25 protein-coding genes are annotated in these 26,544 nt (G+C 41.6%); 18 read left to right on the forward strand and 7 right to left on the reverse strand.

Annotated elements, in window-relative coordinates; all coding sequences use genetic code 11:
• Nucleotides 1-44 precede the first annotated feature (44 nt).
• The 8 genes from ung (at nucleotide 45) to ABZP31_RS05570 (ending at nucleotide 6,213) form a co-directional block, all read left to right on the forward strand.
• Nucleotides 45-758 carry a uracil-DNA glycosylase gene (gene ung / locus ABZP31_RS05535; protein ID WP_101162151.1) on the forward strand — a complete coding sequence of 238 codons (714 nt, stop codon included), beginning with the start codon at nucleotides 45-47 and terminating at the stop codon, nucleotides 756-758.
• Entirely contained in the window at nucleotides 755-1,879 is a 1,125-nt protein-coding gene (locus ABZP31_RS05540) for an enoyl-CoA hydratase/isomerase family protein (protein WP_111280930.1), read from the forward strand. The genes ung and ABZP31_RS05540 overlap by 4 nt, the downstream gene beginning before the upstream one ends.
• Before the next feature lie 3 nt (nucleotides 1,880-1,882).
• A complete protein-coding gene (gene tadA, locus ABZP31_RS05545) occupies nucleotides 1,883-2,374 on the forward strand; it encodes a tRNA adenosine(34) deaminase TadA (RefSeq protein ID WP_248134263.1) in 492 nt (163 codons plus the stop codon).
• Between the two features lie 82 nt (nucleotides 2,375-2,456).
• Nucleotides 2,457-2,891: an SRPBCC family protein gene (locus tag ABZP31_RS05550; RefSeq protein ID WP_248134261.1), complete on the forward strand. Its 435-nt coding sequence runs from the start codon at nucleotides 2,457-2,459 to the stop codon at nucleotides 2,889-2,891.
• A 10-nt stretch (nucleotides 2,892-2,901) separates the two neighbouring features.
• A complete protein-coding gene (cmk, locus tag ABZP31_RS05555; protein ID WP_005014688.1) occupies nucleotides 2,902-3,585 on the forward strand; it encodes a (d)CMP kinase in 684 nt (227 codons plus the stop codon).
• A 105-nt stretch (nucleotides 3,586-3,690) separates the two neighbouring features.
• Complete coding sequence (rpsA, locus tag ABZP31_RS05560; RefSeq protein ID WP_005014687.1) at nucleotides 3,691-5,364, forward strand: 30S ribosomal protein S1; 1,674 nt, start codon at nucleotides 3,691-3,693, stop codon at nucleotides 5,362-5,364.
• A gap of 156 nt (nucleotides 5,365-5,520) precedes the next feature.
• Complete coding sequence (locus ABZP31_RS05565) at nucleotides 5,521-5,826, forward strand: integration host factor subunit beta (RefSeq protein ID WP_005014686.1); 306 nt, start codon at nucleotides 5,521-5,523, stop codon at nucleotides 5,824-5,826.
• A 21-nt stretch (nucleotides 5,827-5,847) separates the two neighbouring features.
• Nucleotides 5,848-6,213, forward strand: coding sequence for a lipopolysaccharide assembly protein LapA domain-containing protein (locus ABZP31_RS05570; protein ID WP_248134259.1), 366 nt, complete (start codon nucleotides 5,848-5,850; stop codon nucleotides 6,211-6,213).
• A gap of 84 nt (nucleotides 6,214-6,297) precedes the next feature.
• Here ABZP31_RS05570 and ABZP31_RS05575 read toward each other — a convergent pair whose 3' ends face one another.
• Entirely contained in the window at nucleotides 6,298-6,624 is a 327-nt protein-coding gene (locus ABZP31_RS05575) for an AzlD domain-containing protein (RefSeq protein WP_005025594.1), read from the reverse strand.
• Nucleotides 6,621-7,277 (reverse strand): AzlC family ABC transporter permease, encoded by a 657-nt coding sequence (locus ABZP31_RS05580; protein ID WP_005405474.1) that lies wholly within the window; start codon nucleotides 7,275-7,277, stop codon nucleotides 6,621-6,623. Before ABZP31_RS05580 ends, ABZP31_RS05575 begins: the two co-directional genes overlap by 4 nt.
• Nucleotides 7,278-7,367: 90 nt before the next feature.
• Here ABZP31_RS05580 and ABZP31_RS05585 point away from each other — a divergent pair, with 90 nt between their 5' ends.
• Both ABZP31_RS05585 and pyrF read left to right on the forward strand, forming a co-directional pair.
• Nucleotides 7,368-7,916, forward strand: coding sequence for an XRE family transcriptional regulator (locus tag ABZP31_RS05585; RefSeq protein WP_248134257.1), 549 nt, complete (start codon nucleotides 7,368-7,370; stop codon nucleotides 7,914-7,916).
• A gap of 113 nt (nucleotides 7,917-8,029) precedes the next feature.
• On the forward strand, nucleotides 8,030-8,710 hold the full coding sequence (gene pyrF, locus ABZP31_RS05590) for an orotidine-5'-phosphate decarboxylase (protein WP_248122224.1): 681 nt from the start codon (nucleotides 8,030-8,032) through the stop codon (nucleotides 8,708-8,710).
• A 126-nt stretch (nucleotides 8,711-8,836) separates the two neighbouring features.
• Here pyrF and ABZP31_RS05595 read toward each other — a convergent pair whose 3' ends face one another.
• Both ABZP31_RS05595 and ABZP31_RS05600 read right to left on the reverse strand, forming a co-directional pair.
• A complete protein-coding gene (locus ABZP31_RS05595) occupies nucleotides 8,837-9,745 on the reverse strand; it encodes a lysine exporter LysO family protein (protein WP_248134255.1) in 909 nt (302 codons plus the stop codon).
• Nucleotides 9,746-9,792: 47 nt separating this feature from the next.
• Nucleotides 9,793-11,304: an NAD(P)/FAD-dependent oxidoreductase gene (locus ABZP31_RS05600; protein ID WP_248134253.1), complete on the reverse strand. Its 1,512-nt coding sequence runs from the start codon at nucleotides 11,302-11,304 to the stop codon at nucleotides 9,793-9,795.
• A gap of 152 nt (nucleotides 11,305-11,456) precedes the next feature.
• Between ABZP31_RS05600 and ABZP31_RS05605 the strand changes: the two genes are divergently transcribed.
• From ABZP31_RS05605 to ABZP31_RS05615, 3 genes are all read left to right on the forward strand, one after another.
• Nucleotides 11,457-12,464, forward strand: a complete 1,008-nt coding sequence (locus ABZP31_RS05605) for an AraC family transcriptional regulator (protein WP_248134251.1) — start codon at nucleotides 11,457-11,459, stop codon at nucleotides 12,462-12,464.
• A gap of 87 nt (nucleotides 12,465-12,551) precedes the next feature.
• Complete coding sequence (gene zapE / locus ABZP31_RS05610; RefSeq protein WP_248134248.1) at nucleotides 12,552-13,688, forward strand: cell division protein ZapE; 1,137 nt, start codon at nucleotides 12,552-12,554, stop codon at nucleotides 13,686-13,688.
• 360 nt (nucleotides 13,689-14,048) lie between these two features.
• Complete coding sequence (locus tag ABZP31_RS05615) at nucleotides 14,049-16,214, forward strand: malate synthase G (RefSeq protein WP_367156934.1); 2,166 nt, start codon at nucleotides 14,049-14,051, stop codon at nucleotides 16,212-16,214.
• 70 nt (nucleotides 16,215-16,284) lie between these two features.
• Here the strand turns inward: ABZP31_RS05615 and ABZP31_RS05620 are convergent, their stop codons facing one another.
• On the reverse strand, nucleotides 16,285-17,565 hold the full coding sequence (locus ABZP31_RS05620; RefSeq protein WP_248114901.1) for a D-amino acid dehydrogenase: 1,281 nt from the start codon (nucleotides 17,563-17,565) through the stop codon (nucleotides 16,285-16,287).
• Nucleotides 17,566-17,818: 253 nt separating this feature from the next.
• Here ABZP31_RS05620 and ABZP31_RS05625 point away from each other — a divergent pair, with 253 nt between their 5' ends.
• Nucleotides 17,819-18,763 (forward strand): LysR family transcriptional regulator, encoded by a 945-nt coding sequence (locus ABZP31_RS05625; protein WP_248114900.1) that lies wholly within the window; start codon nucleotides 17,819-17,821, stop codon nucleotides 18,761-18,763.
• Nucleotides 18,764-18,815: 52 nt separating this feature from the next.
• Here the strand turns inward: ABZP31_RS05625 and ABZP31_RS05630 are convergent, their stop codons facing one another.
• Complete coding sequence (locus ABZP31_RS05630) at nucleotides 18,816-19,859, reverse strand: transcriptional regulator (protein ID WP_316250756.1); 1,044 nt, start codon at nucleotides 19,857-19,859, stop codon at nucleotides 18,816-18,818.
• A gap of 340 nt (nucleotides 19,860-20,199) precedes the next feature.
• Complete coding sequence (gene lipA, locus ABZP31_RS05635) at nucleotides 20,200-21,183, reverse strand: lipoyl synthase (RefSeq protein WP_248114898.1); 984 nt, start codon at nucleotides 21,181-21,183, stop codon at nucleotides 20,200-20,202.
• Nucleotides 21,184-21,520: 337 nt separating this feature from the next.
• Here lipA and ABZP31_RS05640 point away from each other — a divergent pair, with 337 nt between their 5' ends.
• Genes ABZP31_RS05640 through lpdA form a run of 4 tightly spaced genes read left to right on the forward strand, consistent with a single transcriptional unit; the run spans nucleotide 21,521 to nucleotide 26,481 of the window.
• A complete protein-coding gene (locus ABZP31_RS05640) occupies nucleotides 21,521-22,483 on the forward strand; it encodes a thiamine pyrophosphate-dependent dehydrogenase E1 component subunit alpha (protein WP_248114897.1) in 963 nt (320 codons plus the stop codon).
• Nucleotides 22,484-22,499: 16 nt separating this feature from the next.
• The gene (locus ABZP31_RS05645) at nucleotides 22,500-23,519 is read left to right on the forward strand and encodes an alpha-ketoacid dehydrogenase subunit beta (RefSeq protein ID WP_075039952.1); all 1,020 of its coding nucleotides are present in this window, start codon (nucleotides 22,500-22,502) and stop codon (nucleotides 23,517-23,519) included.
• Nucleotide 23,520: 1 nt separating this feature from the next.
• Nucleotides 23,521-25,071: a 2-oxo acid dehydrogenase subunit E2 gene (locus ABZP31_RS05650; protein WP_248114896.1), complete on the forward strand. Its 1,551-nt coding sequence runs from the start codon at nucleotides 23,521-23,523 to the stop codon at nucleotides 25,069-25,071.
• A gap of 9 nt (nucleotides 25,072-25,080) precedes the next feature.
• Complete coding sequence (gene lpdA / locus ABZP31_RS05655; protein ID WP_005014667.1) at nucleotides 25,081-26,481, forward strand: dihydrolipoyl dehydrogenase; 1,401 nt, start codon at nucleotides 25,081-25,083, stop codon at nucleotides 26,479-26,481.
• The last annotated feature ends 63 nt before the right edge of the window (nucleotides 26,482-26,544 follow it).

The following is a 26,544-nucleotide window of genomic DNA, read 5'->3' on the forward strand; positions in this document are numbered from 1 at the left end:
AACTTCGGATATTTTATTTTGGATAAGACTTTAAGGAAAAAGGCATGCAGTTAACTGAGCAGCAAGATGAAAAATTGAATAAGGTTCAGTTAGACGAAAGTTGGAAATATGCCTTGGCAGATTTTTTGCTGGGTGCCAAGATGGAACACTTGCGTAACTTCTTGCGAGAAGAAAAGAAAGCTCAAAAAACAATTTATCCCCCAAACCCGGAAATATTTAAGGCATTAAATATGACTCCACTTGACCAGGTTAAGGTCGTAATTTTGGGGCAGGATCCTTATCATGGGCCTAATCAGGCCAACGGGTTGAGCTTTTCTGTACATCGTGGTGTAGGTTTACCGCCATCATTACGTAATATTTTTCATGAACTGCATACTGATCTGGGTGTGCCTGAGCCTCACCATGGTGATCTGACCAAATGGGCAAAGCAAGGTGTATTACTGCTAAATAGCGTATTGACTGTTGAGGCAGGCCAGCCAACTTCTCATCAAAAGCAGGGCTGGGAAGATTTTACCGATTATGTGATTGATGTGGTAAATGAACAGCGGGAACATGTTGTCTTTATTTTATGGGGTGCATATGCACAGCGTAAAGGACAGCGAATTAATCAAGACAGACATTTGGTCTTGAAAGCTGCTCACCCTTCTCCTTTGGCAGCCAACCGTGGTGGTTTCTTCGGTTGTAAAGTATTCTCCAAAACAAATAATTATTTAACACAACATGGCATTGAGCCTATAGACTGGCAGCTGGACGCATGACAAATTCTCCCTCACTAAATTCTTATCATCCTGACTTGGTCGTTGAAGCCGCGGATAATGGCTGGCGTATAGTACGTTTAAATCGTCCGAAATCCTTGCATGCTCTGGATGAATCTATCGTTTCTGCATTACTGAAGGCTTTTGAAGATTTTCAGCATGATGATCAGGTCAAGGCTATCTGGTTAGATTCAACAACACCAAAAGCCTTTTGTGCAGGTGGAGATGTTCGTAAACTACGTCAATTAGTCATTAATCATGAAGTAGATACAGCGAACCGGTTTTTTGAACAGGAATACGCACTGGATTTACTCATTCATAATTATGCCAAACCAATTCTGGTCTGGGGAGAAGGTTATGTTATGGGAGGTGGGCTGGGCTTGTTTATGGCAGCACCGTTCCGGCTGGTCACTCCCTATTCGCGGTTAGCTATGCCTGAGATTAATATTGGTTTATACCCTGATGTCGGTGCAAGCCGTTTCTTGGCAGATCGGGGTCCGATAGGTTTATTTACCGGTCTGACGGGTTCAATTATGACCTCTGCTGGCGCTTATGGCATCGGTTGGGCAACCCATATCTGTGATGCACAGCGTGATGTAGTATTACAAAAAGTCATCAGTATTGATTGGAATCATTATCCTGCAGGAAGTTTCCGTGCGATTGATGATACCTTAAACAGCCTGCACCGACCGGTGGCCCCAGGCCCATTACAGAATTCACTTGATGTGATTCATAGTGTCTGCCGGGGTATAAATTTTGAACAGGACTATCAGGCTATTATTGGTTTAAGTGATGCTCGTAGTGACTGGTTGCGTCAGGCAAGCGAAAATCTGCAAAAGGGCTCGCCTGCCACAGCGGCACTTACTTGGCTGTTATGGCAATGGGGGCGTCAGGTTCATTCTTGGAACGAAGTATTTGAGCTTGAACTTCAAATTTCCAACTGGAAAATCCGCCATCCTGATTTTGTTGAAGGAGTACGTGCACGACTGGTGGATAAAGATTTGTCACCTGAGTGGAAACAAAGTGCCGATTTAAGTCTGCGCAGTATCTTGGGTGATCAACCACCAGTAACCACAAATGAAAGCTGGAACAGACTACTTAAACAATATCAGGTGATTGACTGATATATGCAGCAACATGAATTCGATGATCATTACTGGATGCAGCTTGCCTATGAGCAGGCTGCACTTGCAGCGTCAAAAGGGGAAGTTCCGGTAGGTGCGGTAATTGTAAGTAATAACCAGATTATTGGTGTAGGACATAATCAGCCAATTTTCAAGCATGACCCAACAGCTCATGCAGAAATACAGGCCCTTCGAGAGGCTTGTCAATTAACACAAAATTATCGACTGCCAGATGATACTACTTTATATGTCACTCTTGAGCCTTGTACAATGTGTGTAGGAGCATTAATCCACGCACGGGTGCAGAGAGTGGTTTTTGGAGCTACTGAGCCTAAAGCCGGGTCGCTCGTCAGTGCGCGCCGCTTATTAGAGAGTGGTTATTATAATCATCTATTTCAATTTGAATCAGGCTGTTTACAAGAACAGTGTTCACAACAGCTAAGTGATTTCTTTAGAATGCGACGTGAACAGAAGCGTCAGCAGAGTAGACCCTGAACTAATCTCCATAAAATAGATACTATCATGGTTTCAGAACTCTCCAAATTATCAATTTTCAATAAAAAACACAGGAAAGAAAATGGATTATATTGAAGTAAAAAAACAGTTTAATGCGCCTGTATCCGAAGTCTTTGAATTGCTCTCCAAGCATTCAACATATAATACAGCATTTGCACCTATACAGGTCGTGCGTAGTAAAGACTCAGCTGATCCGCAGCGTCCGGACGGGGTCGGATCAGTTCGCCGTATGGGATATGGACCAGTCAAACCTCTGCAAGAAGAGATTATACTGCTTGAAGAAAATAAGCGTATTGAATATAAGATTATTAAAAATCCTTTAATCCGACATCATTTAGGCCGAATTGAGTTTGAAGAGCTGGCAGGAGATAAAACTTTAGTGCGCTACCGGATTGAATTGCAGGCAAAGGCACCGTTTGTCAGTAAATTAATACTTGCACAGCTTAAAGGTGCGATTACACTAGGTCTCTCAAAGTTAGCAAAATCAGTTTCTTGATGGAAAATTAATGACAGTTCAAATTATTACTATCGATGGTCCAAGTGGTTCAGGAAAGGGGACATTAGCAGCGAAGCTCGCCGAATATTATGGTTATCATTTACTTGATTCGGGAGCCTTATATCGCCTTTTAGGGCTGTCATTACATAAACGTGACCTGTTTGAAGAATTGGAAAGCAACCTGGCTGTCTGTGCAGATATTGCTGCACAGTTGAATATACGCTTTAAAAGCACTGATCAGGGCACGAAAATCTATTTGGATGATGAAGATGTTACTCAGACTATTCGTACTGAACGGGTTGGAGAATATGCCTCAAAAGTAGCTGCTGTGCCAGAACTGCGCGCAGCCCTGTTTACACGGCAGCGTGATTTTGCACAGCAGCCTGGCCTAGTTGCAGATGGTAGGGATATGGCTACAACTATCTTTCCTGAAGCGCAGGCGAAAATCTATCTGACTGCATCTGCCGAGTCGCGTGCAGAGCGCCGCGTAAAACAGTTGCAGGGTATGGGGCTGGATGTTAAAATAAGCGACATTTTAGCTAATATACAGGCGCGCGACAAAAGAGATATGGAACGTGAAGTTGCTCCTCTTAAGCCTGCACCAGATGCTTATATTATTGATAGCTCAAATTTGAGCATAGATCAAGTGTTTAAGTTGATGGTCGACTATGTCGATGCCCGATTAGCGCATTAAAGAATATCAACAGAAGCATAGCTTGATCAGTTCTTATGGACTATGTGGATGTTTAACTAAACCGGCCTTGTCTGATCCAAGACCGTTGACTTTATCAGGTATATCATGACCGAATCTTTTGCAGCCCTCTTTGAAGAAAGCGAATTAAACCTTAACGTTGAAAAGGGTGCAGTCATCCAAGGTGTTGTAGTAAGCATCGATGCTGACTGGATTACTGTTGACACTGGCCTTAAATCTGAAGGCGTTGTTGACCGTGCTGAATTTTTAAATGACCAGCGTGAACTTGAAGTTCAAGTTGGTGATACTGTAGACGTTGTTGTTGAAGCTCTTGACAACGGTATGGGCCAAACAGTTTTATCACGTGAAAAAGCAAAACGTGCTGAAACTTGGACTAAACTTGAAAAAATCTTTGAAGACGGCGAAATCGTTACTGGTGTTATCTCTGGTAAAGTTAAAGGCGGTTTCACAGTTGATATCGGTCCAGTTCGTGCGTTCCTGCCGGGTTCTCTGGTAGACACTCGTCCGATCCGTGATACAACTCACCTTGAAGGCAAAGAGTTAGAATTTAAAGTAATCAAACTTGATGCTAAACGCAATAATGTTGTGGTATCTCGTCGTGCAGTAATGGAAGCTGAATCTTCAGCTGACCGTGAAGCTCTTCTTGCTCAGCTTGAAGAAGGTCAAACAGTTACTGGTACGATCAAAAATCTTACTGACTACGGCGCATTCGTTGACCTGGGCGGTATTGATGGTCTTCTACACATCACTGATATGGCTTGGAAACGCATCAAGCACCCATCAGAAGTGGTTGAAGTAGGTCAAGAAGTTACTGTTAAAGTGCTTAAGTTTGACCGTGAGCGTAACCGTGTATCTCTAGGCCTTAAACAGCTTGGTGAAGATCCATGGATGGCGATCATGAACCGTTATCCTAAAGGTTCTATCGTTAAAGCTCGTGTAACTAACCTGACTGACTACGGCTGTTTCGCTGAGATTGCTGAAGGCGTTGAAGGTTTGGTACACGTTTCAGAAATGGACCATACTAACAAGAACATCCACCCATCTAAAGTTGTTCAGATCGGTGACGAAGTTGACGTTATGGTTCTTGAAGTGGACGAAGAACGTCGTCGTATCTCTCTGGGTATTAAACAAACTCGTGCTAATCCATGGGAAGAGTTTGCTAAGAACCACGACAAAGGTGAAAAGGTTTCAGGTACAATCAAGTCAATTACTGACTTTGGTATCTTTATCGGTTTGCCAGGTGGTATTGATGGTCTGGTTCACCTATCTGACATCTCTTGGAACGAACAGGGCGAAGAAGCAATCCGTCGTTACAAGAAAGGTGATACTGTTGAAGCCGTTATCCTGTCTGTAGATGCTGAAGGCAATCGTATCAGCCTAGGTATCAAGCAATTAAACAGCGATCCGTTCAATGATTTCCTTGCTGCTAACGAACGTGGTGCTTTGGTTAAAGGTACTGTAACTGCTGTTGATGCTCGTGGCGCAACTGTGAAGTTGGCTGACGAAGTTGAAGCTACTCTGAAAGCTTCTGAAATCAACCGTGATCGCGTTGAAGATGCAACTAAATTCCTTGAAGTTGGTCAGGAAGTTGAAGCGAAGATCATCAATGTTGATCGTAAATCTCGCTCTATCAACCTGTCTATCAAAGCGAAAGATGAAGCTGAAGAGAAAGAAGCTGTAGCTAACCTGCGTCAGACTTCAACTAATCAAGACAATGGTCCTAAGACGATTGGTGACTTGATCAAGGCTCAAATGAAGTAATATGTAAAAAAGGACATAGTAGTGTAACTACTTAGTACTTTTTATACAAATACTGTAAACGGTAGCGTAGTATTAGTGTACTGCGCTACCGTTTTGTATTTAAACAGGTTATTATCTGCAAGAGTTAGAGTAGCTTGATAACTTAAGAGGTCATAGATGACTACTGAAGCACTTAATAAATCCGATTTAATAGAGCGAATTGCACTGAAAAACCCGCATTTGGCTGAACCTCTTGTTGAAGAGGCCGTAAAAATCATGATTGATCAGATGATTGAAGCGCTGTCTACAGACAATCGTATTGAAATACGCGGATTTGGTAGTTTCGCATTGCACCATCGTGAACCACGTGTTGGCCGTAATCCTAAAACTGGTAAAGCGGTAGAAGTTGCAGCGAAAGCCGTACCACATTTTAAACCGGGTAAAGCACTCCGTGACGCAGTAAACGAATCTGCCAATAAATAAACTTAATCATGTGGGGTGTTTATGCGTTATCTCTTAGTCGCCTTATTAATTATTGTATTTGGTTATGCACTTGCACTCGTACTGCAAAATGGAACCGAACTTTCAGTTGACTTGTTATTTACACAAGTACCGGCTATGCGTTTGGGACTTTTGCTATTATTGACCCTATGCTTGGGAATCATTGCAGGTTTGCTTCTTGGTGTGCAAGTATTCCGCGTATTTCAACGCAATTGGGAGATTAAACGCCTTCGCCAAGACATTGAGCATTTACGTAAAGAACAGATTCATACTGCTCAGCTAGCAGCTGCCGAAGCCGCAGCAAGTGCCCGACATGAAAAAACAGTTTTAGATATTAATTCGGAAAGCCAGAATCATACACCATTATAATTTTTCTAGTTTAACTCTTATAAAATCCAGCTGATTTTATAAGAACCTTAAAAGCTCTTTATTGGAATAAAGAGCTTTTTTTGTTTATGCAAAGCCTATATACCTCAACATACCTGTAACGGTCATTGCAATCATAATGACTATGATAAAAGAATACTTTTTCCATGCAAATACGACTGCAACTAAAACTCCGACTAATTTACTCATGCCACTAAAATGATCTTCAGTAAATAGTGTATTGAATAACGCTAAGCTAAACAGAAGCACACAAGCAGAGTCTGCAAAGAGCTGTTGATGAGATTCTTTAAATGTAATGCGACTGGCTAAATAGAACCCAGAATAACGAATCAGATAGGTACCTAATGCAAGAATTATAATCGCTATAAATATATAACTTTCACTATATTTCATTTTGTTTTTCGTCCTATTATTAAACCAAACATAGACACCAAAACAGGAAGACCTGTTGGAAGTAAGGGAATAGAGGCCAAGGAAAGTGATGTACCCAGAAATACTCGATTTCGTGTGGTTTTATTCTTGAGCATTGGTAGGATTAAGGCAAAAAGAATGGCTGGGAATGCTGCATCAATACCAAAAATATAGATATCTGGAATATTTTTGCTAAGCAGATAACCGATAAATACACCAAGCGGCCAAAGCATGCTGATGCCTAAACCACACATCCAGTAGGCCCACTTTTTTGAATGAGTATTTTCTTGGCTGAGGCCGAACATGACACTCTCATCATTCATAATATGGCAGGCAAAAAATTGATAAGTATTTTTTTCAATAAAAGTAGCAACTGATAGGCCAAAAGGGAAATGCCTTAAATTAATTAATATACCGGTCAATGCAGCAAAGATTGGATTGGCACCTGATGCAATCAAACCAATGAAGGTAAACTCTGCAGCGCCTGCCAATACAAATATAGATAAAGCTAGAGGAATCCATAAAGGTATATGGAAACTGGCTGCAATCGACCCTAAAGAAATGCCTACAATACCGGTTGCCACCGAGATAAGTGTGATAGTTTTAATTAATTTGTTTCGCTCTTCATTGCACATCTTTTGTTTTCTATATCAAACGATCGTACGATATAATAGTTTAATTTTATATTGTTCGTCAAAACGAACATTTGTTTTTTATGGTGAATTATGACATTACCTATTGAGATAGTGGCTAAAGGACTACAAAGAGAAAGACAAAAAGCGGGATTGTCATTGACAGAGGTAGCCCGCCGCGCAGGTATTGCCAAATCAACCTTATCTCAACTGGAAGCTGCGCAAGGAAATCCAAGCTTGGAAACATTATGGGCTCTATGTGTGGCTCTAGATATTCCATTTGCAAAATTAATGGAGGCTAATACTGCACAAACACAGGTTATTCGTTTTGGCGAAGGCCCATCCGTCAGTTCTGAAATTGCTCATTATCAGGCAATATTACTGGCAAACTGTCCCACAGGTGCCAGACGAGACGTTTATATCCTTACCACACATCTAGGCGAACCGCGTTGCAGTCAGCCACATCCAATCGGAAGTATAGAACATATTATTATTATGAAAGGTAAGGCTAAAGTAGGCTTGGTTTCAGAACCGATTGTGCTTAATGAAGGGGATTACATTTGTTATCCTGCCGATCAGGCTCATATTTTTGAGGCCTTAGAACATGATACGAGAGCTATTCTGATCTCTGAACAGAGATAAATATGTTTTAGAAAAGATAACCAGGCTTTTTTGCATTATCAATATATTCCTGCTTTGAGCATGGCATGAATCACTTTATAATTGGCCGATTTTTATAAGATGGAATTAAACTTGTGAGTATTATTGTTGCCTTAGACGCAAAAAGCCAATATGACGCCCTGAAAATTGCAGATCAACTTGATCCATCACTGTGTCGTGTCAAGGTGGGCAAAGAGCTTTTTACTCATGAGGGTCCATCAATTATTAAAAACTTACAAAATAAAGGTTTTGAAGTTTTTCTTGATTTAAAATTTCATGATATCCCGAATACTACAGCTCAAGCAGTGTGTGCCGCCGCTGATCTTGGGGTCTGGATGGTAAATGTTCATGCTTCAGGTGGCCGTAAAATGATGGAAACCTGTGTAGAGCGATTAAAAGCAGGACAGTATCCTACCCAACTGATTGCAGTAACAGTACTAACCTCACAGACACGTGATGATTTGCGTGATATTGGTTTAGATATTGAGCCTTTTGAGCAGGTTAAACGCTTGGCAAAACTTACTCAGGAAAGTGGTCTGGATGGTGTCGTCTGTTCTGCCCAGGAAGCTCCACTATTACGTAAGGAACTAGGACAAGATTTTGCACTGGTTACTCCCGGTATCCGTCCTGCCGGTTCAAGTGCGGATGACCAAAAACGTATCGTGACTCCAAAACAGGCTATGCTTGATGGTTCAACCCATTTAGTAATTGGGCGTCCAATTACACAATCGACTGATCCTGCCGGAGCCTTAAAAGAAATTCTAGCCAGCTTATAATTGAGTAATCCTAAGTTTAACTACTGCAGACAAAGCTGATCACTAGTTTATTAGCTTTGTTTTTTGGGCATAACCTTCTGAGGATTTAGATCAAGTACAAATAAATTCAAACTTATATTTTTTATTTTATAAAAATATAAAAAAGCTTATAAGTAGAGGTGCCAGTAAAGTCAAGATTAGGCCACTCATCATGGCATGAGGAACATAATGAGTCCCGCAAGACTGTTTGACCATGGCAAGTGTTACATCCATGGAAGTTGCTCCTGCACTAGAAATTGCCGAACGCGGAAAACGCCAACCGATACAATACATCAGTAAAATTGCAAAAACTTCCCTGAAAAGATCAGTGAGCAGGGCAATACTACCAAACTGTGGAGAGTGAATCTGACTCAGCAGGATGCCAGACATTGAGTACCAGCCATAACCTTGAGCTAAGGCCAGAATTTCATTCGCTGTGTAACTCTGTAATAAAGGAATACATAATAATGCAGCCAAGCCAGAACCAATAAAAGCCGCTAATGGAACAACCAAAATTTTCCAGCTTAACCAGGCACGGTCAAAATGGGTATGAGCCAGCTCCACACCAATTAGTAAAATAAAAACCAGTAATAGATACCAGCTGTTAAAAGAATATTCGTTTCCAGATAATTTAATCAGCCAGCCAATGCCTGCACCCGCCATTAGAGCCAGCAGAGCATAACTGATATTCTTAATTGCCTTTAAAAACAGGTGTAAGGAAATTGAACCTTTGACACTGCTACGGTCTAGCCATTGATAAGCAAATAAACAGACAAAGAAAGATCCTAATGAGGTCAGTAGAGCAATTAATAAGGCAGGTTTTAAAATATATAAAGGATGCTGTAACTGTTGTAGAGCTTGAAAAAGTTCAAGTGATACACTTATTAATAGCAGATAAGAAAAATATGGCAAAATTTTGAAAATAAATTTTTGTACAGGAACAGGTAATTTTTTTGCAGATAAAAAGCCTAAAATCAAGGCTAAAAAAATTTGTAAAACCAGAATAAGAGAAGTCATGAATAAGCAGATGCAATCAACACCTGCTTATTATGTCAGGGAAAAATTCAAGCTGCACGGCTTATGGTGCTATTTCCCAAAAAATGATAATCCGACGGATTTACCTTTCGGGTTTCTAGCCAGTATCGCCAGGTGTAAGTAGGCCATAGGGAAAAGTTTTTGCCGCCATTTTGCTGATACCAGCTGGTGCAGCCAGACTGCCAGACTGTACCTCTAAGCATGTCTTGGACTCGATGATTAAATTGATCCTGTACTTCGGCTTTAACGACGACTGCCTGAGTATGAGTTTTTTCAACCAGCTGAATCAATTGCAAGATATGCTCGATTTGAGATTCAATCATAAACAAAACGGAATTATGCGCCAAAACAGTATTTGGACCTAATAACTGAAACAGATTTGGGAAACCTTTGGTACTTACTCCATAATAGCTTTCAGCGCCATCTTCCCAAGCCTTTGCTAATGATTGATTATGCTGGCCAATGCATGGAAAATTCTTTAGGTAAACACGGGGATCAGTGATAAAACCTGTACCATAGATCAGGCAGTCAATTCTTCGGGTCTGACCATCCTGAGTAATAATGCTGTCTTCAGTAATCTCCCGAATCTTATCAGTTACAAGTTCAACATTGCTCCGGTTGAAGGTGGGATAATATTTATTTGATACCAAGATGCGTTTACAGCCCATAATATAATCAGGTGTAAGTTTCTTGGCGATAGTTTTATCTTTAACCTGGAATCGTATAAAAGCGCGGCCTAGTTTTTCTACATAGCGCATAGCAAATGGCTGCACAATTGGAATAACCCGTGATTCATTTGACCAGTACAGCCGGATCCGATGTAATTTCCTGAACCATTCCTGCTGAGCAAAAAGGTTTTTCTCCAACTGGCCATATTTGCGTTCGTCGCGTGGAATGACCCAAGCTGCACTACGCTGCATTACATAGAGCTGTTTCACCTGTGAAGCTATTTCTGGAATATATTGAATGGCGCTGCCACCTGTACCAATCGATGCAACTGTTTTACCTGTCAGATCATATTGATGATCCCATTGTGATGAATGGAAAATTTTCCCATTAAATTTTTCAATACCTTTTATTTTGGGAATCTGCGGTACATGAAGCGGCCCGGAAGCAAAAATCACAAATTGGGCTTCTATATTCTCCTGCCTATCAATTTCAATACGCCACGTATTTGACTGTTCATTATAAAAAGTTCCAGTGACTTCTGTATTGAATTGAATATATTGGCGCAGTTGATAGTTTTCAGTAAGATTTTGTATATATTCAAAAATTTCTGGTGCCTCGGCGTAACGCTTTGACCAGTCTGTTTTTGGCGCAAAAGACAGAGAATACATGTGTGACTGTACATCACAGGCAGCTCCCGGATAGCGGTTTTCGCGCCATGTGCCCCCTACATCTCCTGTTTTTTCAATAATAATAAAGTCATCAATGTTTTGCTGTAATAACCGAATTGCGGCGGCTAAACCACCAAATCCCGCACCAATAATTGCAACTTTTACTCTGCGTCCAGTTACAGGTTCTATATTATTTTTCTGCATTTTCTGCTAGGTCCGTTCTATTTTTATACAGATTATACAGCCTTGCTTATATTGGCCCATGATAGCAGCGACATAAATATTGATAGATTCGGCAATTAAAAAGATGAGATTTTTATAGTAAAACAGACAGGTCAGGGTAAATTGAATTATTCATGAAGCGTTCTATTCTCGGTTTGATGTATTTAATACAAGGCATGCGTAACGCTGGAATTGATGTTGATTCACGGCTCGCAACAATTGGTATCAAGCCGGATGCTTTAGATCCGACTTCTATTATTCATCCCAGCTTGGAATGGGATATACAAAAAGTTGTGGGTGAAGGGGTAAAATCTGAAACAGGACTATTTATTGGGCAGCATTACGCGCTTGCCGGTTATGGCCCTTTGCTGATGCTCCTTGTAACCAGTAATAATATCCAGACTGCTCTTGAAAAGGGGATCCAATACCAGGGTCTTACTCACCTATTTGGAACTTTAGGCCTTGAAGTCATGGCTCATCAGGTTGCATTGACATATTTGCCAGTAGACCTGAACTCGGATATGGGATTGCTACGTGCCCAGTGCGAAATTTCGGGAACTTATAAATTTATTCAAGATATTTATAAAATGATGGGACTGGTTGCACCTACTTTAAGAGTTGAGTTGCCTTTTAAAGTACCTGAAGATAAAGAGCAATTACAGCTGTATCAGAATTATTATGGTGCAGATCTGCACTTCGGTTTTAAGCAGGCGAAATTTGGATTAAATTCGCAAGTACTTGAAATAAAAATTCCTTCTGCAGATCCAATTACCCATCGGGTTTATGAAGCTAAATGTATTAGTGAGCTACAACGTTTAAATCATGATGATGCAGTACCTTCACTTATTCAGCGTGTACATGACTATTTAGAGCTGCAAAAGGGGGTAATTCCTACTATGGCAGAGACTGCACAAGCACTTGGTATTCCAGAACGTACCTTGCGCCATCAGCTACAACAGTTCAATACCAGTTATAAAGAAATTAGAGAACAGTTGATTAAAAACAAAGCATTAAAACTGATTGAATATAAAGAGTACTCAATTGAGGTTATTGCTGAGTTACTGGGCTATTCAGAACCAGCCGCATTTAATCATGCCTTTAAGCGCTGGTTCGGACAAAGCCCAAGACAATATGGTAAATAGCCTAAGTTGGGTTATGCCAAAGTTTTATATGTTTCACTATATTCTTCGTTATACTTCCCATTAGCCCATAAAACGTATCAGAATTATATGCTAGAGCTTAAATCATCACACAGTACAGCTTTTTCACCCGTCTCTCCAGCCGAGCGTTATTCTCAAGCTTTATCTTCTGGACAATTTTTACCTGATGAAGCACAGGCACAAGCTGTGCAGGAGCTGGACCGGGTCTGGCATGAATTGATTCACCGATATAAGGCTTCTAAGAAAGCATTTCGCCGTTTTCGCCGGCAAACTGCACCGCGTGGTGTATACATGTGGGGTGGGGTTGGCCGTGGAAAAACATGGCTAATGGATCAATTCTTTGAGTCTATTCCATTTCGCCGTAAGTTACGTATGCATTTTCATCACTTTATGCAACATGTACACCGTGAGTTAAATAAGCTGTCTGGCCAGCGTAATCCCCTAGATCTGGTGGCTGACCAGATTTACAAAGATGCAGTTATTATTTGCTTCGACGAATTTTTTGTATCAAATGTCACTGATGCCATGATTTTGAGCGATCTGTTTCAAAAATTATTCCAGCGCGGTATTACACTGGTAGCGACCTCAAATATTGCACCAGATGGTTTATATAAAAATGGTATTCATCGAGACCGTTTTTTACCTACCATTGAAATGGTCAAAAAAAACTGTGTTGTGTTAAATGTAGATGCTGGAGTAGATTATCGGTTACGGGTGTTAAAACAGGCGCAGCTTTTCAAGGCACCGCTCAGCCACGAAGCACAGCAGTGGATTGCCCAAAGGTTTTCTGCATTGACCCAGACTCAGGTGCAGTCTCAAGAATCAATTATTATCAATAACCGTATTGTAGAGACTATCGGTCATACTGAAGATGTGTTGTGGTGTGAATTTTCAGAACTTTGCCTTAAGCCTCGCAGCCCGTCAGATTTCATTGAAATAGCCAATATTTATAATACGGTACTGGTCAGTAATGTTCCGCATTTAACTGATCAGATTAATGATGCAACCCGACGTTTTATTTATCTGGTTGATGAGTTCTATGATCGGGGAGTAAAACTTTTACTTACCTCTCAAGACGATATTATTAATATCTACCAGGGAGAGAAGTTGGTGTTTGAAATTGAGCGTACCCGTTCAAGATTGCTGGAAATGCAGTCAGATGAGTATCTGCATTCAGAGCACAAGCAAATTCACGGCGCCCAGTAAAATTTTAATCAAGCGTTCTACGGAACGCTTTTTTATTATTTATATTAAATAAAACCGCGCAGTATCGGCATGGTTTTGCTTTAATACGTGTGATCAGTTATTGTAAAAGTTATAAAAGATAGGTAGAAAAGCTGGTACTTAAGTCTAATTTTCGAAACCTCTCTCTTTATCCACTATAAGTAAATTTAAAGCGGCTGAATATAAACGTATTTTAAACTGGCATATATAAAAACTATTGATGTCAATATTTTTTAAACAGAAAATGCTTACTATTTAGGAACGTGATAGTGGTATTCAGCTAAATATAAACCAGTATACTAGAATCTCTTGTGATAAAAAGTAGCAATATCAGGAAAGACAATGACTGCACGTATTCAAAAAGGCAAGTTAGCGATTGCTAAAGAACTCTATGATTTCATCGAAAATGAAGCTTTACCGGGTTCCGGTCTGGACAGTGAAACATACTGGAAAAATTTTGAGCAAGTCGTTGTTGATCTTAGTCCGAAAAATAAAGCGCTTCTTGCAAAGCGTGATGAAATTCAGGCTAAAATTGACGAATGGCATCGCAATAACGAATTTGAACTTGAAGCTTACAAAGCTTTCCTGAAAGAGATTGGCTACTTATTACCAGAAGTAGAAGATTTCCAGATTACCACTGAAAATGTGGATGAAGAAATTGCAGTATTGGCAGGACCACAGTTGGTTGTACCTGTACGAAATGCCCGTTACTGCCTTAATGCTGCAAATGCCCGCTGGGGTTCTTTATATGATGCACTTTATGGCTTTGATGTGATTTCTGAAGAGAATGGCGCAGAAAAGGGTAAGGGGTATAATCCGGCCCGTGGCGCCAAGGTTATCGAATTTGCTAAAAGCTTTCTGAGTGATACTTTCCCGCTTGAGGCAGGCTCACATCAAGATGCTACACGCTATGAAGTTGAAGATAATCAGCTGGTTATTACTTTAAAAGATGACACTAAAACTACCTTGGCTGAACCGGTTCAGTTTGTAGGTTATAATGGCGAGAAAAGTAACCCAACTGAAATTATTCTAAAAAATAATGGATTACATGTCATTATCCAGATTGATACGACCAGTCCGATTGGCCAGACTGATGCAGCTGGTATAAAAGACCTGGTACTTGAAGCAGCTGTAACGACAATTCAGGATCTGGAAGACTCGATTGCTGCAGTAGATGCAGAGGAAAAAGTAGAAGGCTACCGTAACTGGCTTGGGCTCATGAAGGGTACACTTCAGGAATCTTTCCAGAAAGGTGACAAAACTGTTACCCGTGCTATGAACAAAGACCGTACTTATACAGACCTTGAAGGGAATACGGGTAAAATTCATGGCCGATCATTGATGTTACTGCGTAATGTTGGCCACCTGATGACGAACCCTGCTATTTTGGTAGATGGTGCAGAAATCTATGAAGGCATCATGGATGCACTGGTAACGCCGTTACTAAGCATTGCTGATATTCGTGGCGAAAATGAAATCAAGAACTCACGTCAGGGTTCAATGTATATCGTAAAACCAAAAATGCATGGTCCGGAAGAGGTCGCATTTGCGGTAGAACTTTTTGAACGTGCTGAGCAGGCTTTGGGGCTGCCAGCAAAAACTCTTAAAATCGGGATTATGGATGAAGAACGCCGTACTTCTGTAAACCTGAAGAACTGTATTGCTCAGGCCAAAGACCGTACCATCTTTATTAATACTGGTTTTATGGACCGTACAGGTGATGAGATTCATACCTTTATGGAAGCAGGTCCATTTGTTCGTAAAGGCGAAATCAAAGGACAAAAATGGTTCCCTGCTTATGAAAACCGTAATGTAATGATCGGTCTGAAAGCAGGATTACGCGGTAAGGCACAGATCGGTAAAGGTATGTGGCCAAAACCAGATATGCTGCTTGACATGTATCGTACTAAGATCGAGCATCCGGAAGCAGGTGCAAGCTGTGCATGGGTTCCTTCTCCAACAGGAGCAGTAATTCATGCAATTCATTATCATCAGTGCAATGTATCTGAGCGTCAGCAAGAATTATTACAGACTGAGCCTTTAGCTCTGGATGATCTGTTGACTCCTCCGCTAGCAGCAAATACAGACTGGACTGAAGAAGAGAAAAAGAACGAACTTGAAAATAACTGTCAGGGTATTCTGGGTTATGTTGTGCGCTGGGTTGACTTGGGAGTAGGCTGTTCAAAGGTTCCAGATATTAATGATGTAGGCCTGATGGAAGACCGCGCAACATTACGTATCTCTTCACAGCACGTTGCGAACTGGCTACGTCATGGTATTGTGAGTCGTGAACAGGTTGAAGAAGTATTAAAGCGTATGGCTAAAATTGTAGACGAACAAAATGCCAATGATCCACTTTATACTGCAATGTCTGCTGACTTTGAAAATAGCATTGCTTTTAAAGCTGCATCTGACCTGATCTTTAAAGGCGGTGAGCAACCATCTGGTTATACCGAACCTTTACTACACGCTGCGCGCTTAAAACTTAAAGGCTATACAGGTGACTAATCTGAGCCATTAAAAAAAGCCTCTTCGGAGGCTTTTTTATTTAACTTTTAAATAAAGATTTTTCTTATATTCAGGCAGTAGCGACCTGAAAACCTGGACGCTCAGCATAGCGAGCAACCGATAAGTCGTCTGCATAAATCGCTGGTCGTTTATGGCTCATGAGGTCTGAAAGCAATTTACCTGAACCACATGCCATGGTCCAGCCTAATGTACCATGCCCAGTATTTAAGAACAGGTTACTCAAGGCAGTTTTACCTACAATAGGCGTACCATCTGGTGTCATGGGACGAAGCCCAGTCCAGAAAGTTGCTTCTTTTAAACGTCCGGCAGACGGATAAAGATCATTCACCACCATTTCCAGTGTTTTTCTGCGTTCTGGAAGCAATTGATAATTAAAGCCTACAATTTCTGCCATACCCCCTACACGAATACGATCATCAAAGCGTGTTACAGCGACTTTGTAGGTCTCGTCCAGTACTGTAGAAACTGGTGCACGCGTAGCATCTTGAATTGGAATGGTCAGTGAGTAGCCTTTTAATGGATAGACTGGAATATGAATTAACCCACGTAATAGCGGAGTAGAGAAAGACCCCATTGCAATTACATATTGGTCTGCTTTAACCAGACCTTCACTGGTTTGGACTGCTGTGACTTTATCTGCTTCAACTACCAGTTTTTCAATAGAAACACCAAATTTAAAAATTACGCCAGCAGCTTTTGCCATTTCTGCAAGACGCTGTGTAAATAACTGGCAGTCACCAGTTTCATCATTTGGTAAGCGTAACCCGCCTGTCAGTTTATGACTGGAATATTTTAAAGCAGGTTCAACTTTCATTAAATCTTTCGCTTCGAGCAACTCAAATGGCACACCAGCTTCTTTTAATACTTCAATATCTTTGGCAGCATTGGCATATTGCTGTTCACTACGGAAAAGCTGTAAGGTTCCTTGCTGACGACTTTCATAAGCAATACCTGTAGTCTTCCGTAATTCTTTCAGACAGTCACGGCTATATTCGGCAATACGGACCATACGGCTCTTATTTTCCTGATAATGCTGAATATTGCAGTTCTTTAGCATTTGCCACATCCAGGCAATCTGGAAACTGGTTCCATCTGGACGAATAGACAGAGGAGCATGTTTTTGAAACATCCATTTAATGGCTTTAAGCGGCACCCCTGGCGCTGCCCAAGGTGTAGCATAGCCAGGAGAGACCTGTCCGGCATTTGCAGCACTGGTCTCCAGCGCTGCTCCAGGCTGTCGGTCAATTACGGTCACTTCATGTCCTGCCTGGGTTAGATACCATGCAGTTGTGACACCAATTACACCACTTCCTAAAATGACGACTTTCATGATCTTCTCTACTCATTGCAGCCTGAATCTGGCCTGTACATGGAGCTCTACCAAACGCGGTATATATGACTGATTTTTAAAGCAAGCAGTCCGTGGGTAGTAACGGTATAACTGAGTTTCAGGGTAATCATTTAAAATGTGAAAGGGCCACTAAAAAAATCCCTTTTTCCAGTTATGCTCTCAGTTTACATCGGGGGTTTAGTTCTGATAAATTCAAATAAACTTATCTTTAGATATAAAATTACTTACGTAAATGAAAATTAAAAATCTGAACCAGATTACTGATTTTGATATCAAGTTATTGAGAATTTTCAAGACAGTATGCGAATGCGGGAGCTTTACTTCAGCAGAGAGTGTTCTTGGAATTAGCCGCTCAGCCATTAGTCTGCATATGAGTGATTTGGAAAATCGTCTGGGGCTCAGGTTATGCCAGCGTGGCCGTGCCGGATTTTCTCTTACCGATGAAGGTAAGGAAATCTTGAACTATAGTGAAACGCTAATCGCTTCTATTGAGGAGTTTAAGCTTAAGGTTAACCAGATTCATAAAAAGTTAAAAGGCGAGTTTAATATTGGAATTATTAACAATTTAATTAATTTACCAAAGCCTTATATCACTAATACGCTAGAGCAACTTACCAGTGAAAGCCCTGATGTGCAGATTAACATCAGTATGAGTACCCTAGCAGATATTGAATGCAAGGTGATGGATGGTCGCTTACATGTAGGGGCAGTCCCGATGGTTACTCCATTATCGGGGCTGGACTATTTAAATCTTTATGAAGAAAGTTCCTATCTTTATTGTGGAGATCGGCATCCACTATTTTCTTCTACCGAACGATTAAAAGAACAAGGTTTAAGCCAGTGGAATGCCGTAATGCCTAACTACAGTATTAATTCACAAGCGTTGCAGCTGTACCAGCTGCTGCATTGTTCTGCAACTGCAAGTGACCGAGAGGGAATTGCTTTTTTAATTTTAACCGGAAATTTTATGGGTTTTTTACCTGATCATTATGCAAGAAAATGGGTAGAAAGCGGTCAGATGAAACCTGTGCTCGAGCAGCGCATGCATTATAGTACACCGATCTGCATGATTACCAGAAAGGGCAGGCGACATAATATGATTCTGGAATCCTTTCTCGAAAAGCTGAAAAATAATATTAATGAGCAGAATAATTCCGCGTTAACGGTAACGAACTAGATGGAACCCACATATCAGCTTAAATAGCAAACAGGATTTGCTATTTCATTGACTATTCTAGAAGTTGTTTTAATTTAACTGCATGGGGACTGTCTTCTGGTAAAAGTTCAAGCAGACGCTCAATTGCATCAGTACGTTCAGGAACACGACTAATCAGGCGAAATAACTGGTCAATGTCTTGCAAGTTATGAATCATATGACTTAAGCGCGCATCAAAGCAGTCACGCCAGGCACACAGGAAAGGACTTTCTGTCTTACTCAGGAAATTGCCCTTGTACAAGGCCAATACTGTAACAGTAAAGCCCAGATTCAATGCCTGTTCAGCCATAAGAAAATCTGCCTGAACCTCACAGTTCAGTTTGTAAGGGCGTGATTGGATACAGTCGTGTAACAGACTGCGCATCTGGGATAATTCTGCTTTTAGCGTTTTCTGGCTAACCTGCCTGTCTCCATAAAGGGCATAGTGTAATTCGTCCAAACTGATCCCATCTGGACACAATGCCAGAATACACAGTATTTCAATTTGCCGGTGCGTCAGCTGTAAAATATGATGATTAAACTGAACTTTTGACCCACCCAGCACTTTAAGATAAAGCACATTTTGCTGTTCAAGCCGGATGGCGCGTTGCACCAGATCTGCACAGCGCTCTACGGCGAGTACGCCTAAAGAATTATGCTTCTCATACTTGGTTGAAAGGTTAATAATGCCATGGAACTGGCCGCTTTGCGGGTCGATGATGGGCGCTGCGTAGCATACCCAGTCACGCACGCTATTCATCTGATTTTCATGTGAGTACACGCAACTGGCAGCATGAGTATTTAACGCAAGGCCAATGGCATTGTTGCCTACGGACTGGGTAGACCACTGGCCACCTTCGAAAAAATGCACCTGTTCTGCAGAAGAGCGCATAGAGTGACTGCTCCAGGTCCAGAGCAGAGTGCCATGCTGGTCTGTAATTCCGATTGCCATACTGGCATCTTCTGCAATTCTCAAGAGTTCAGAATGACACTGATCTAATGAGCGACCGAAGAGTGTTTCACGCCAACCATGATCCAGATTTAATACTGGGGCCGCATCTACTGAAACGGGAGGCACATGATGTGCTACAGCATTCTTTAAAAAAGCTGATGAATAACGAGAAACAGGATTTAACACGGGTAATTTTTTAATCATATGCATATCATGGTCCTTCATGATGAGGCAAAAATGCAGCTACCTGAGCTGGTTACTGTTGTTATTTTCCCCTACCTTAAACCTTGATGCTCTAATCTGCTATCCGACAAAAGGCTGACGCCAGCATACACATCTTTAAACATCAGTCTGGTATATGTACCAATATAGTCAGACTGTTTTTAAAAGAAATGGCCGATTCAGACTGATCTGTTTAAAATAGTTACAGAATATTCCTGCATAAGATCAACCTGTCTGTTTGTATTTAAGGTAACTGCTTTCTGCTAAAAGGTTGCGGTACAGGCTTCCCTAAATATTGCTGATCGGCAAAATAACTGGAACGTACCATAGGCGCACTCCAAATATTTTTAAATCCTAAAAACTCGCCATGACGCTGATAATGCTCAAATTCTTTTAAGCTCACAAAACGATGGATAGGAGCATGAGCTTTAGAAGGCTGTAGGTACTGTCCGATGGTGACCAAATCCACATAATGATCTTTTAAATCATTTAACAGCGCAATAACTTCTGCCTCAATCTCTCCAATACCTACCATCAAGCCACATTTGGTAGGAGTCTCAGGACATAAAGTTTTAAATTTTTTTAACAGATTAAGAGAATGCTGATAATCTGATCCAGGCCGCAAGGCCCGGTACAAGCGGGGTACTGTCTCTATATTGTGGTTAAATACATCTGGTGGAGACTGGCTAAGAATAGACAAGGCAAGATCAAGCCGCCCTCTAAAGTCCGGAACCAATATTTCGATCCGGGTATTCGGACAGCATTTACGTATCTCTTGAATACAATCTACAAAATGCTGGGCGCCTCCATCTTTCAGGTCATCCCGGTCTACAGAAGTAATGACCACATAACTTAAATTCAGGTTTGCGACGGTCTCGGCAAGATGCCGAGGCTCAGCCGGATCTAAGCTGTTTGGACGGCCGTGGGCTACATCACAAAAAGGACACCGTCTGGTACAGATATCACCCATTATCATAAAAGTTGCAGTACCGCTACCAAAACATTCTGGCAAGTTTGGACACGCCGCTTCTTCACATACCGTATGTAGTTTCTGCTGACGCAACAGCCGTTTAATACGGCCAATCTCTTCAGGCTGACTGATTTTTGCCCGTATCCATTCGGGTTTTGTCGGCATAACATCTGTTGCAATAACCTTAACAGGTATACGTGCCAGTTTATCTGCACCCCGAAGTTTTTTTTCATGCTTAAAATTCTGTTGTAAATCCATTTAAATATATCCTGATTTAATAATAAGTCTTAAAATAAATAAAAAGAGATTAATATTTAAAAAAATATTTTTAAAATAAAAATCTAGCTTTTAAATAAAATTAGAATTATAAAATATATGAGGTTGGTTAAAGGTTTGTTTTTAAGTTATTGTTTAAAATAATAAAAAATTACATTTATTTTTTAATAAATAAATTATTGTTTTTGAAAATAATAAGTAAATTTTATTTTAATAAATAATTTTAGTCTAATATTAATTTTAGAATAAATATATTTAATTGGAGGTGTGAGTTATTCACTGTTCCCTTGATTTTGATCAAGATAAAAAGGAAAAGGATATGCAATTAACGGAAGAAAAATTACTGGCTGCATATAAGAGTATGCGCGATATTCGTGAGTTTGAGGACCGGCTTCACGAAGAAAATACCATGGGTGATATTCCTGGATTTATTCACCTTTATAGTGGTGAGGAAGCAGTTGCAGTCGGTATTTGTGAAAATCTGACCGATAAGGATTACATTACCTCCACCCACCGGGGCCATGGGCACTGTATTGCTAAAGGATGTGATATCCATGCCATGATGCTTGAGATTTTCGGTAAAGATGCCGGCCTGTGTCGTGGTAAAGGTGGTTCAATGCATATTGCAGACCTCGACAAGGGCATGCTGGGTGCAAACGGTATTGTAGGAGGTGGACCTCCTTTAGCAATTGGAGCAGCTTTAACTGCTAAAACTTTGAAAACCGGTGGTATAGGTCTGTCATTTACGGGTGATGGGGGGTCAAATCAGGGTCTCACTTTTGAAGCGATGAATATGGCTGTAGTATTGCAACTTCCAGTCATATTTGTATTTGAAAACAATGGCTTTGGTGAAGGTACCGGTCATGACTATGCAGTAGGAAGTAAAGATATTGCTGGTCGGGCAGCAGGTTTTGGTTTACCTGCAGTCAAGGTTGACGGTACAGATTTCTTTGCAGTCTATGAAGCTGCCCAGCAGGCAATTGAGCGAGCCAGAAATGGTGGTGGACCAAGTGTAATTGAAACAATTACCAACCGCTTCTATGGTCATTTCGAAGGTGACCCTGGGTTAATCCGTTCTAAAGATGAAGTGGATTATGTAAAAGAACATCGCGATCCATTAAAAATTTTCCGTGAAAAAGTGAAAGACCAGATTGATCTGGCAAAGCTCGATGCAATTGATGCTGAGTCTGAAGCTAATGTAGACGACGCTGTAGCAAAAGCCCGTGCTGCCAAATACCCAGAAGTTTCCCAGCTTCTGACCGATGTTTATGTCTCTTACTAAAGGAATAGTAAAGCAAATGCCAAATAAAAGTTACCGTAATGCGATTAAAGAAGCAATTGAATTAGAGATGCGCCGTGACCCGACTGTATTTGTAGTGGGTGAAGACGTACGTGGTGGTCATGGTGGTAAAAATACTGAAGATAATGCGCTTGAAGGCTTTGGTGGCGTACTGGGTGTGACCAAGGGTTTATGGTCTGAGTTCGGTTCTGAACGTGTGATCGATACCCCAATTACAGAGTCAGCGATTATCGGTATGGCTGCAGGTGCAGCAGCAACCGGTTTACGGCCCGTAGCTGACCTGATGTTTATGGATTTCTATGGGGTATGCCATGACATGCTTTATAACCAGGCTGCGAAGTTCCGCTATATGTTTGGAGGTAAAGCCAAAGCACCTATGGTAGTACGTGGCATGATCGGCGCCGGTTTCTCCGCAGCAGCCCAGCATTCACAGTCACCTTATAATGTCTTTGCTGCAGTACCCGGTTTGAAGGTGGTCGTACCTTCTAGTCCTTACGATGTAAAAGGTCTGTTGATTCAGGCAATTCGTGATGATGACCCGGTAGTATTTTGTGAACACAAACTGCTGTATGACATTAAAGGCGAGGTTCCGGATGATGCCTATACCATTCCTTTTGGCGTGGCCAATTACACCCGTGAAGGAACTGATGTCACCATTATTGCTTTAAGTTTAATGGTACACCGTGCCAATGAGGTTGCAGATAAACTGGTAAAAGAGGGAATTTCGGTAGAAGTGGTAGATCCAAGAACTATTTCGCCTCTAGATGAAGAAGGTATCCTTGAATCTGTAGCCTCGACTGGCCGTGTAGTAATTGTTGATGAGTCTGCGGCACGTTGTGGTTTTGGTCATGATGTTGCTGCCCTGATTGCCCAGAAAGGATTTCATTATCTGAAAGCCCCAATTGAACTGGTGACTCCTCCTCATACGCCTGTACCGTTCTCACCTGTATTGGAAAAAGAGTGGATTCCGAGTGTAGAGCGTATTGAACAGGCTGTACGAAAAACTTTGGAGGCTTAGGATGAGCGAAATTAAAACACTAGAAATCCCAAAATGGGGATTATCTATGGAAGAAGGAACCATTGCCCAATGGTTAATTCAAGAAGGAAGCCAGTTCAGTAAAGGACAAGAAATTTGTGAAATTGAAACCACAAAAATTGTAAACGTCCTGGAGGCACCTTTTGACGGAACATTGAGAAAAATACTGGCGAAAGATGGTGAAACCCTGCCAGTCGGTGGCTTGATTGCAGTTTGTGCCAATAATGATGTCACAGATGATGATATACAGGCATTTGTACAGTCACTTGGTCAAGGGACAGCAGCTTCGGCAAGCTCTGCACCGGACAGTACTCCAGCTGAAGATAAAACTGACCAGACTACACCAGTAGAGCAACTGAGTTCATCAACTGTGAAAGCTGAAACATCATCTGCTACCCGGAAAACTTCTCATAGTGCCGGTGACTATATTATTCCTGCGTCTTTACAAGGCTATCAGCCACCAGATGACCTGTTTATTACACCACATGCCCAGAAACTGGCAGAAAAATATAATTTGGATTTAACCAAGGTTACAGGTTCGGGACGCGAAGGGCGTATTAGTGTCGCTGATCTTCAGACAGCAGTACAGGGCGCAGGTGGACGATGGCCAGATGTTAAGCATCAGGCCAGTACAAAAGCTGCAAAATCTAACGCTGATGACAGTCAAGTTGCTGCTACACCTGTAGCTCGGCGTCTGGCCAAGCAATGGGGCATTAATCTGCATGACTGTCGCGCTTCGGGAACAAGAGGCCGGGTCTGCAAAGAAGATGTTGAAGCAGTGTATAACCGTGAACACAAGTCTGCTCATACAGAAACTTCATTGAATGCAACTCAGCCCGAACAGGCAAAAGTAACCAGTATTCCAATGAATGCCATGCGTAAAGCGATTGCTTCACGTTTACAGGCAGCAAAACGTAATGCGCCACATTTTCGTTTAACTGTTGACTTGAATGTTGAGGCGATACAGACATTACGTGCACAGATTAATGAGTCCGTGCCTCAGGTCAAATTGTCTATCAATGATATGCTCATCAAGGCAGCAGCTGCGGCGTTGATTAAAGTACCTGAAGTAAATGTACAGTTTGACGAAGAGTCACAATCAATTTTACAGTTTGATCAGGCCGATATTTCTGTGGCTGTGGCTATTCCTAATGGTCTTATTACTCCAATTATTAAAGCTGCGAATCAGAAATCGCTTGCTGAGATTTCTGGCAATATGCGGGATTTGGCCACCCGGGCAAAAACTGGAAAGTTAACTCCGGATGAATTTCAGGGAGGAAGTTTCAGTATTTCTAACCTGGGAATGCTGGGTATAAAACACTTTGACGCCATTATCAATCCGCCTCAAGGTGCTATTCTGGCTTTGGGTGCTTCAGAGGCTCGAGCAGTGGTAGAGCATGATCAGATTATTATTCGGCAGATGGTGACAGCAACTCTATCCTGTGACCACCGAGTGATTGATGGAGCAGTTGGGGCGAAATTCTTGGCCAGCTTTAAAAAGTTTGTCGAGAATCCAGCATTAATACTGGTATAGGAGCTGGACATGACAGGAAATCAGTATGATTTAATTGTTGTGGGTGCAGGTCCGGGTGGATATGTGGCTGCAATACGTGCAGCCCAGCTTGGTCTTAATACAGCAATTATCGAAGAAAAACATCTGGGGGGGATCTGCCTAAACTGGGGCTGTATCCCGACCAAAGCTTTATTGAGTGGAGCTGACTTGGCCTATCAGCTTAAGCATGCTGGAAACTTTGGTTTCACTCTTCCACAAATTGATTTCGATCTGAGTCAACTGGTTAAACATAGCCGCCAAGTCTCGCAGCAACTGGTACAGGGAATCGAGCACCTTCTCAAGAAAAATGGTGTAGAGGTTATATTTGGACGGGCCAAGCTACAGGCGAAAGAAACGCTTGAAGTAATCGATGAGAGCGGTAAAGCACGCACTTTAAAAGCACCTCATATCATTTTAGCAACAGGTGCCAGAGCTCGAACTCTGCCTGGTCTGCCTGTCAATGGCACCGAGATCTGGAGTTACCGGGAAGCGCTAGTCCCGGAACAATTGCCTGAATCTTTACTGGTAGTCGGTTCCGGCGCTATAGGCAGTGAATTTGCCAGTTTATATCATGATCTAGGCTGTGAGGTTACTCTTATTGATGTTGCTCAGCAGATTTTGCCCACTGAAGATGCAGAAGTTGCAGAATATATGCGTAAGCAGTTTGAGCAGCGCGGTATGAAAGTGATTACTGGCTGTTCATTACAAAATGTCCAAGTTACCGGAGGTCAGGTACAGTGTGAACTTCATAGCTCACAGGGCAAGCAAAACCAGGTGTTTGATCGGGTTCTGTCTGCAATAGGTGTACAACCGAATGTAGAAAATCTGGGACTGGAACAGTTAGAAGTAGAGTTTAAGCAGGGTTTTATTCAGGTGGATGAATTCTGCCGCACAAATGTCGTAGGGCTCTATGCAATTGGTGATGTGGCGGGTGCACCATGTCTGGCTCATAAAGCCAGTCATGAAGCTATTCTTTGTGTAGAAAAAATTGCAGGACTCACAAATCTGCACTCTCTAGACCGTACCCAAATTCCTGGCTGTATTTTTACTCATCCTCAGGTTGCCAGTATTGGTTTGACTGAAGCGCAGGCCAAAGCACAAGGACATCATATCCAGACTGGGAAATTTCCTTTTCAGGCAAATGGTAAGGCACTGGCTTTAAAACAAACAGCCGGTTTTGTAAAAACTGTATTTGATAAAGAGACTGGCGAGCTGCTCGGAGCGCATATGGTCGGTCATGAAGTTACTGAACATATTCAGGGTTTCGCAATTGCCAAATATCTGGAAGCTACCGACGAAAGCTTGGCACAGGTCATTTTTCCTCATCCTACGTTATCAGAAGCAATGCATGAATCGGTATTAGCTTCCCTACAGCAGGCAATACATATTTGAAAATATGGAAGAGCTTATCTGGTTTAGCTTGATAAGCTCATTCTTCTTACAGAAAACTGATTA

The organism is Acinetobacter sp. FL (genome assembly GCF_040744925.1).
In the GTDB taxonomy this organism is placed as follows: domain Bacteria; phylum Pseudomonadota; class Gammaproteobacteria; order Pseudomonadales; family Moraxellaceae; genus Acinetobacter; species Acinetobacter radioresistens.

What these genes read in the sequence shown, in the direction of transcription:
- ung (WP_101162151.1), top strand. Translation starts at nt 45, where the DNA reads ATGCAGTTAACTGAGCAGCAAGATGAAAAATTGAATAAGGTTCAGTTA.
- ABZP31_RS05540 (WP_111280930.1), top strand. Translation starts at nt 755, where the DNA reads ATGACAAATTCTCCCTCACTAAATTCTTATCATCCTGACTTGGTCGTT.
- tadA (WP_248134263.1), top strand. Translation starts at nt 1,883, where the DNA reads ATGCAGCAACATGAATTCGATGATCATTACTGGATGCAGCTTGCCTAT.
- ABZP31_RS05550 (WP_248134261.1), top strand. Translation starts at nt 2,457, where the DNA reads ATGGATTATATTGAAGTAAAAAAACAGTTTAATGCGCCTGTATCCGAA.
- cmk (WP_005014688.1), top strand. Translation starts at nt 2,902, where the DNA reads ATGACAGTTCAAATTATTACTATCGATGGTCCAAGTGGTTCAGGAAAG.
- rpsA (WP_005014687.1), top strand. Translation starts at nt 3,691, where the DNA reads ATGACCGAATCTTTTGCAGCCCTCTTTGAAGAAAGCGAATTAAACCTT.
- ABZP31_RS05565 (WP_005014686.1), top strand. Translation starts at nt 5,521, where the DNA reads ATGACTACTGAAGCACTTAATAAATCCGATTTAATAGAGCGAATTGCA.
- ABZP31_RS05570 (WP_248134259.1), top strand. Translation starts at nt 5,848, where the DNA reads ATGCGTTATCTCTTAGTCGCCTTATTAATTATTGTATTTGGTTATGCA.
- ABZP31_RS05575 (WP_005025594.1), bottom strand. Translation starts at nt 6,624, where the DNA reads ATGAAATATAGTGAAAGTTATATATTTATAGCGATTATAATTCTTGCA.
- ABZP31_RS05580 (WP_005405474.1), bottom strand. Translation starts at nt 7,277, where the DNA reads ATGTGCAATGAAGAGCGAAACAAATTAATTAAAACTATCACACTTATC.
- ABZP31_RS05585 (WP_248134257.1), top strand. Translation starts at nt 7,368, where the DNA reads ATGACATTACCTATTGAGATAGTGGCTAAAGGACTACAAAGAGAAAGA.
- ABZP31_RS05595 (WP_248134255.1), bottom strand. Translation starts at nt 9,745, where the DNA reads ATGACTTCTCTTATTCTGGTTTTACAAATTTTTTTAGCCTTGATTTTA.
- ABZP31_RS05600 (WP_248134253.1), bottom strand. Translation starts at nt 11,304, where the DNA reads ATGCAGAAAAATAATATAGAACCTGTAACTGGACGCAGAGTAAAAGTT.
- ABZP31_RS05605 (WP_248134251.1), top strand. Translation starts at nt 11,457, where the DNA reads ATGAAGCGTTCTATTCTCGGTTTGATGTATTTAATACAAGGCATGCGT.
- zapE (WP_248134248.1), top strand. Translation starts at nt 12,552, where the DNA reads ATGCTAGAGCTTAAATCATCACACAGTACAGCTTTTTCACCCGTCTCT.
- ABZP31_RS05615 (WP_367156934.1), top strand. Translation starts at nt 14,049, where the DNA reads ATGACTGCACGTATTCAAAAAGGCAAGTTAGCGATTGCTAAAGAACTC.
- ABZP31_RS05620 (WP_248114901.1), bottom strand. Translation starts at nt 17,565, where the DNA reads ATGAAAGTCGTCATTTTAGGAAGTGGTGTAATTGGTGTCACAACTGCA.
- ABZP31_RS05625 (WP_248114900.1), top strand. Translation starts at nt 17,819, where the DNA reads ATGAAAATTAAAAATCTGAACCAGATTACTGATTTTGATATCAAGTTA.
- lipA (WP_248114898.1), bottom strand. Translation starts at nt 21,183, where the DNA reads ATGGATTTACAACAGAATTTTAAGCATGAAAAAAAACTTCGGGGTGCA.
- ABZP31_RS05640 (WP_248114897.1), top strand. Translation starts at nt 21,521, where the DNA reads ATGCAATTAACGGAAGAAAAATTACTGGCTGCATATAAGAGTATGCGC.
- ABZP31_RS05645 (WP_075039952.1), top strand. Translation starts at nt 22,500, where the DNA reads ATGCCAAATAAAAGTTACCGTAATGCGATTAAAGAAGCAATTGAATTA.
- ABZP31_RS05650 (WP_248114896.1), top strand. Translation starts at nt 23,521, where the DNA reads ATGAGCGAAATTAAAACACTAGAAATCCCAAAATGGGGATTATCTATG.
- lpdA (WP_005014667.1), top strand. Translation starts at nt 25,081, where the DNA reads ATGACAGGAAATCAGTATGATTTAATTGTTGTGGGTGCAGGTCCGGGT.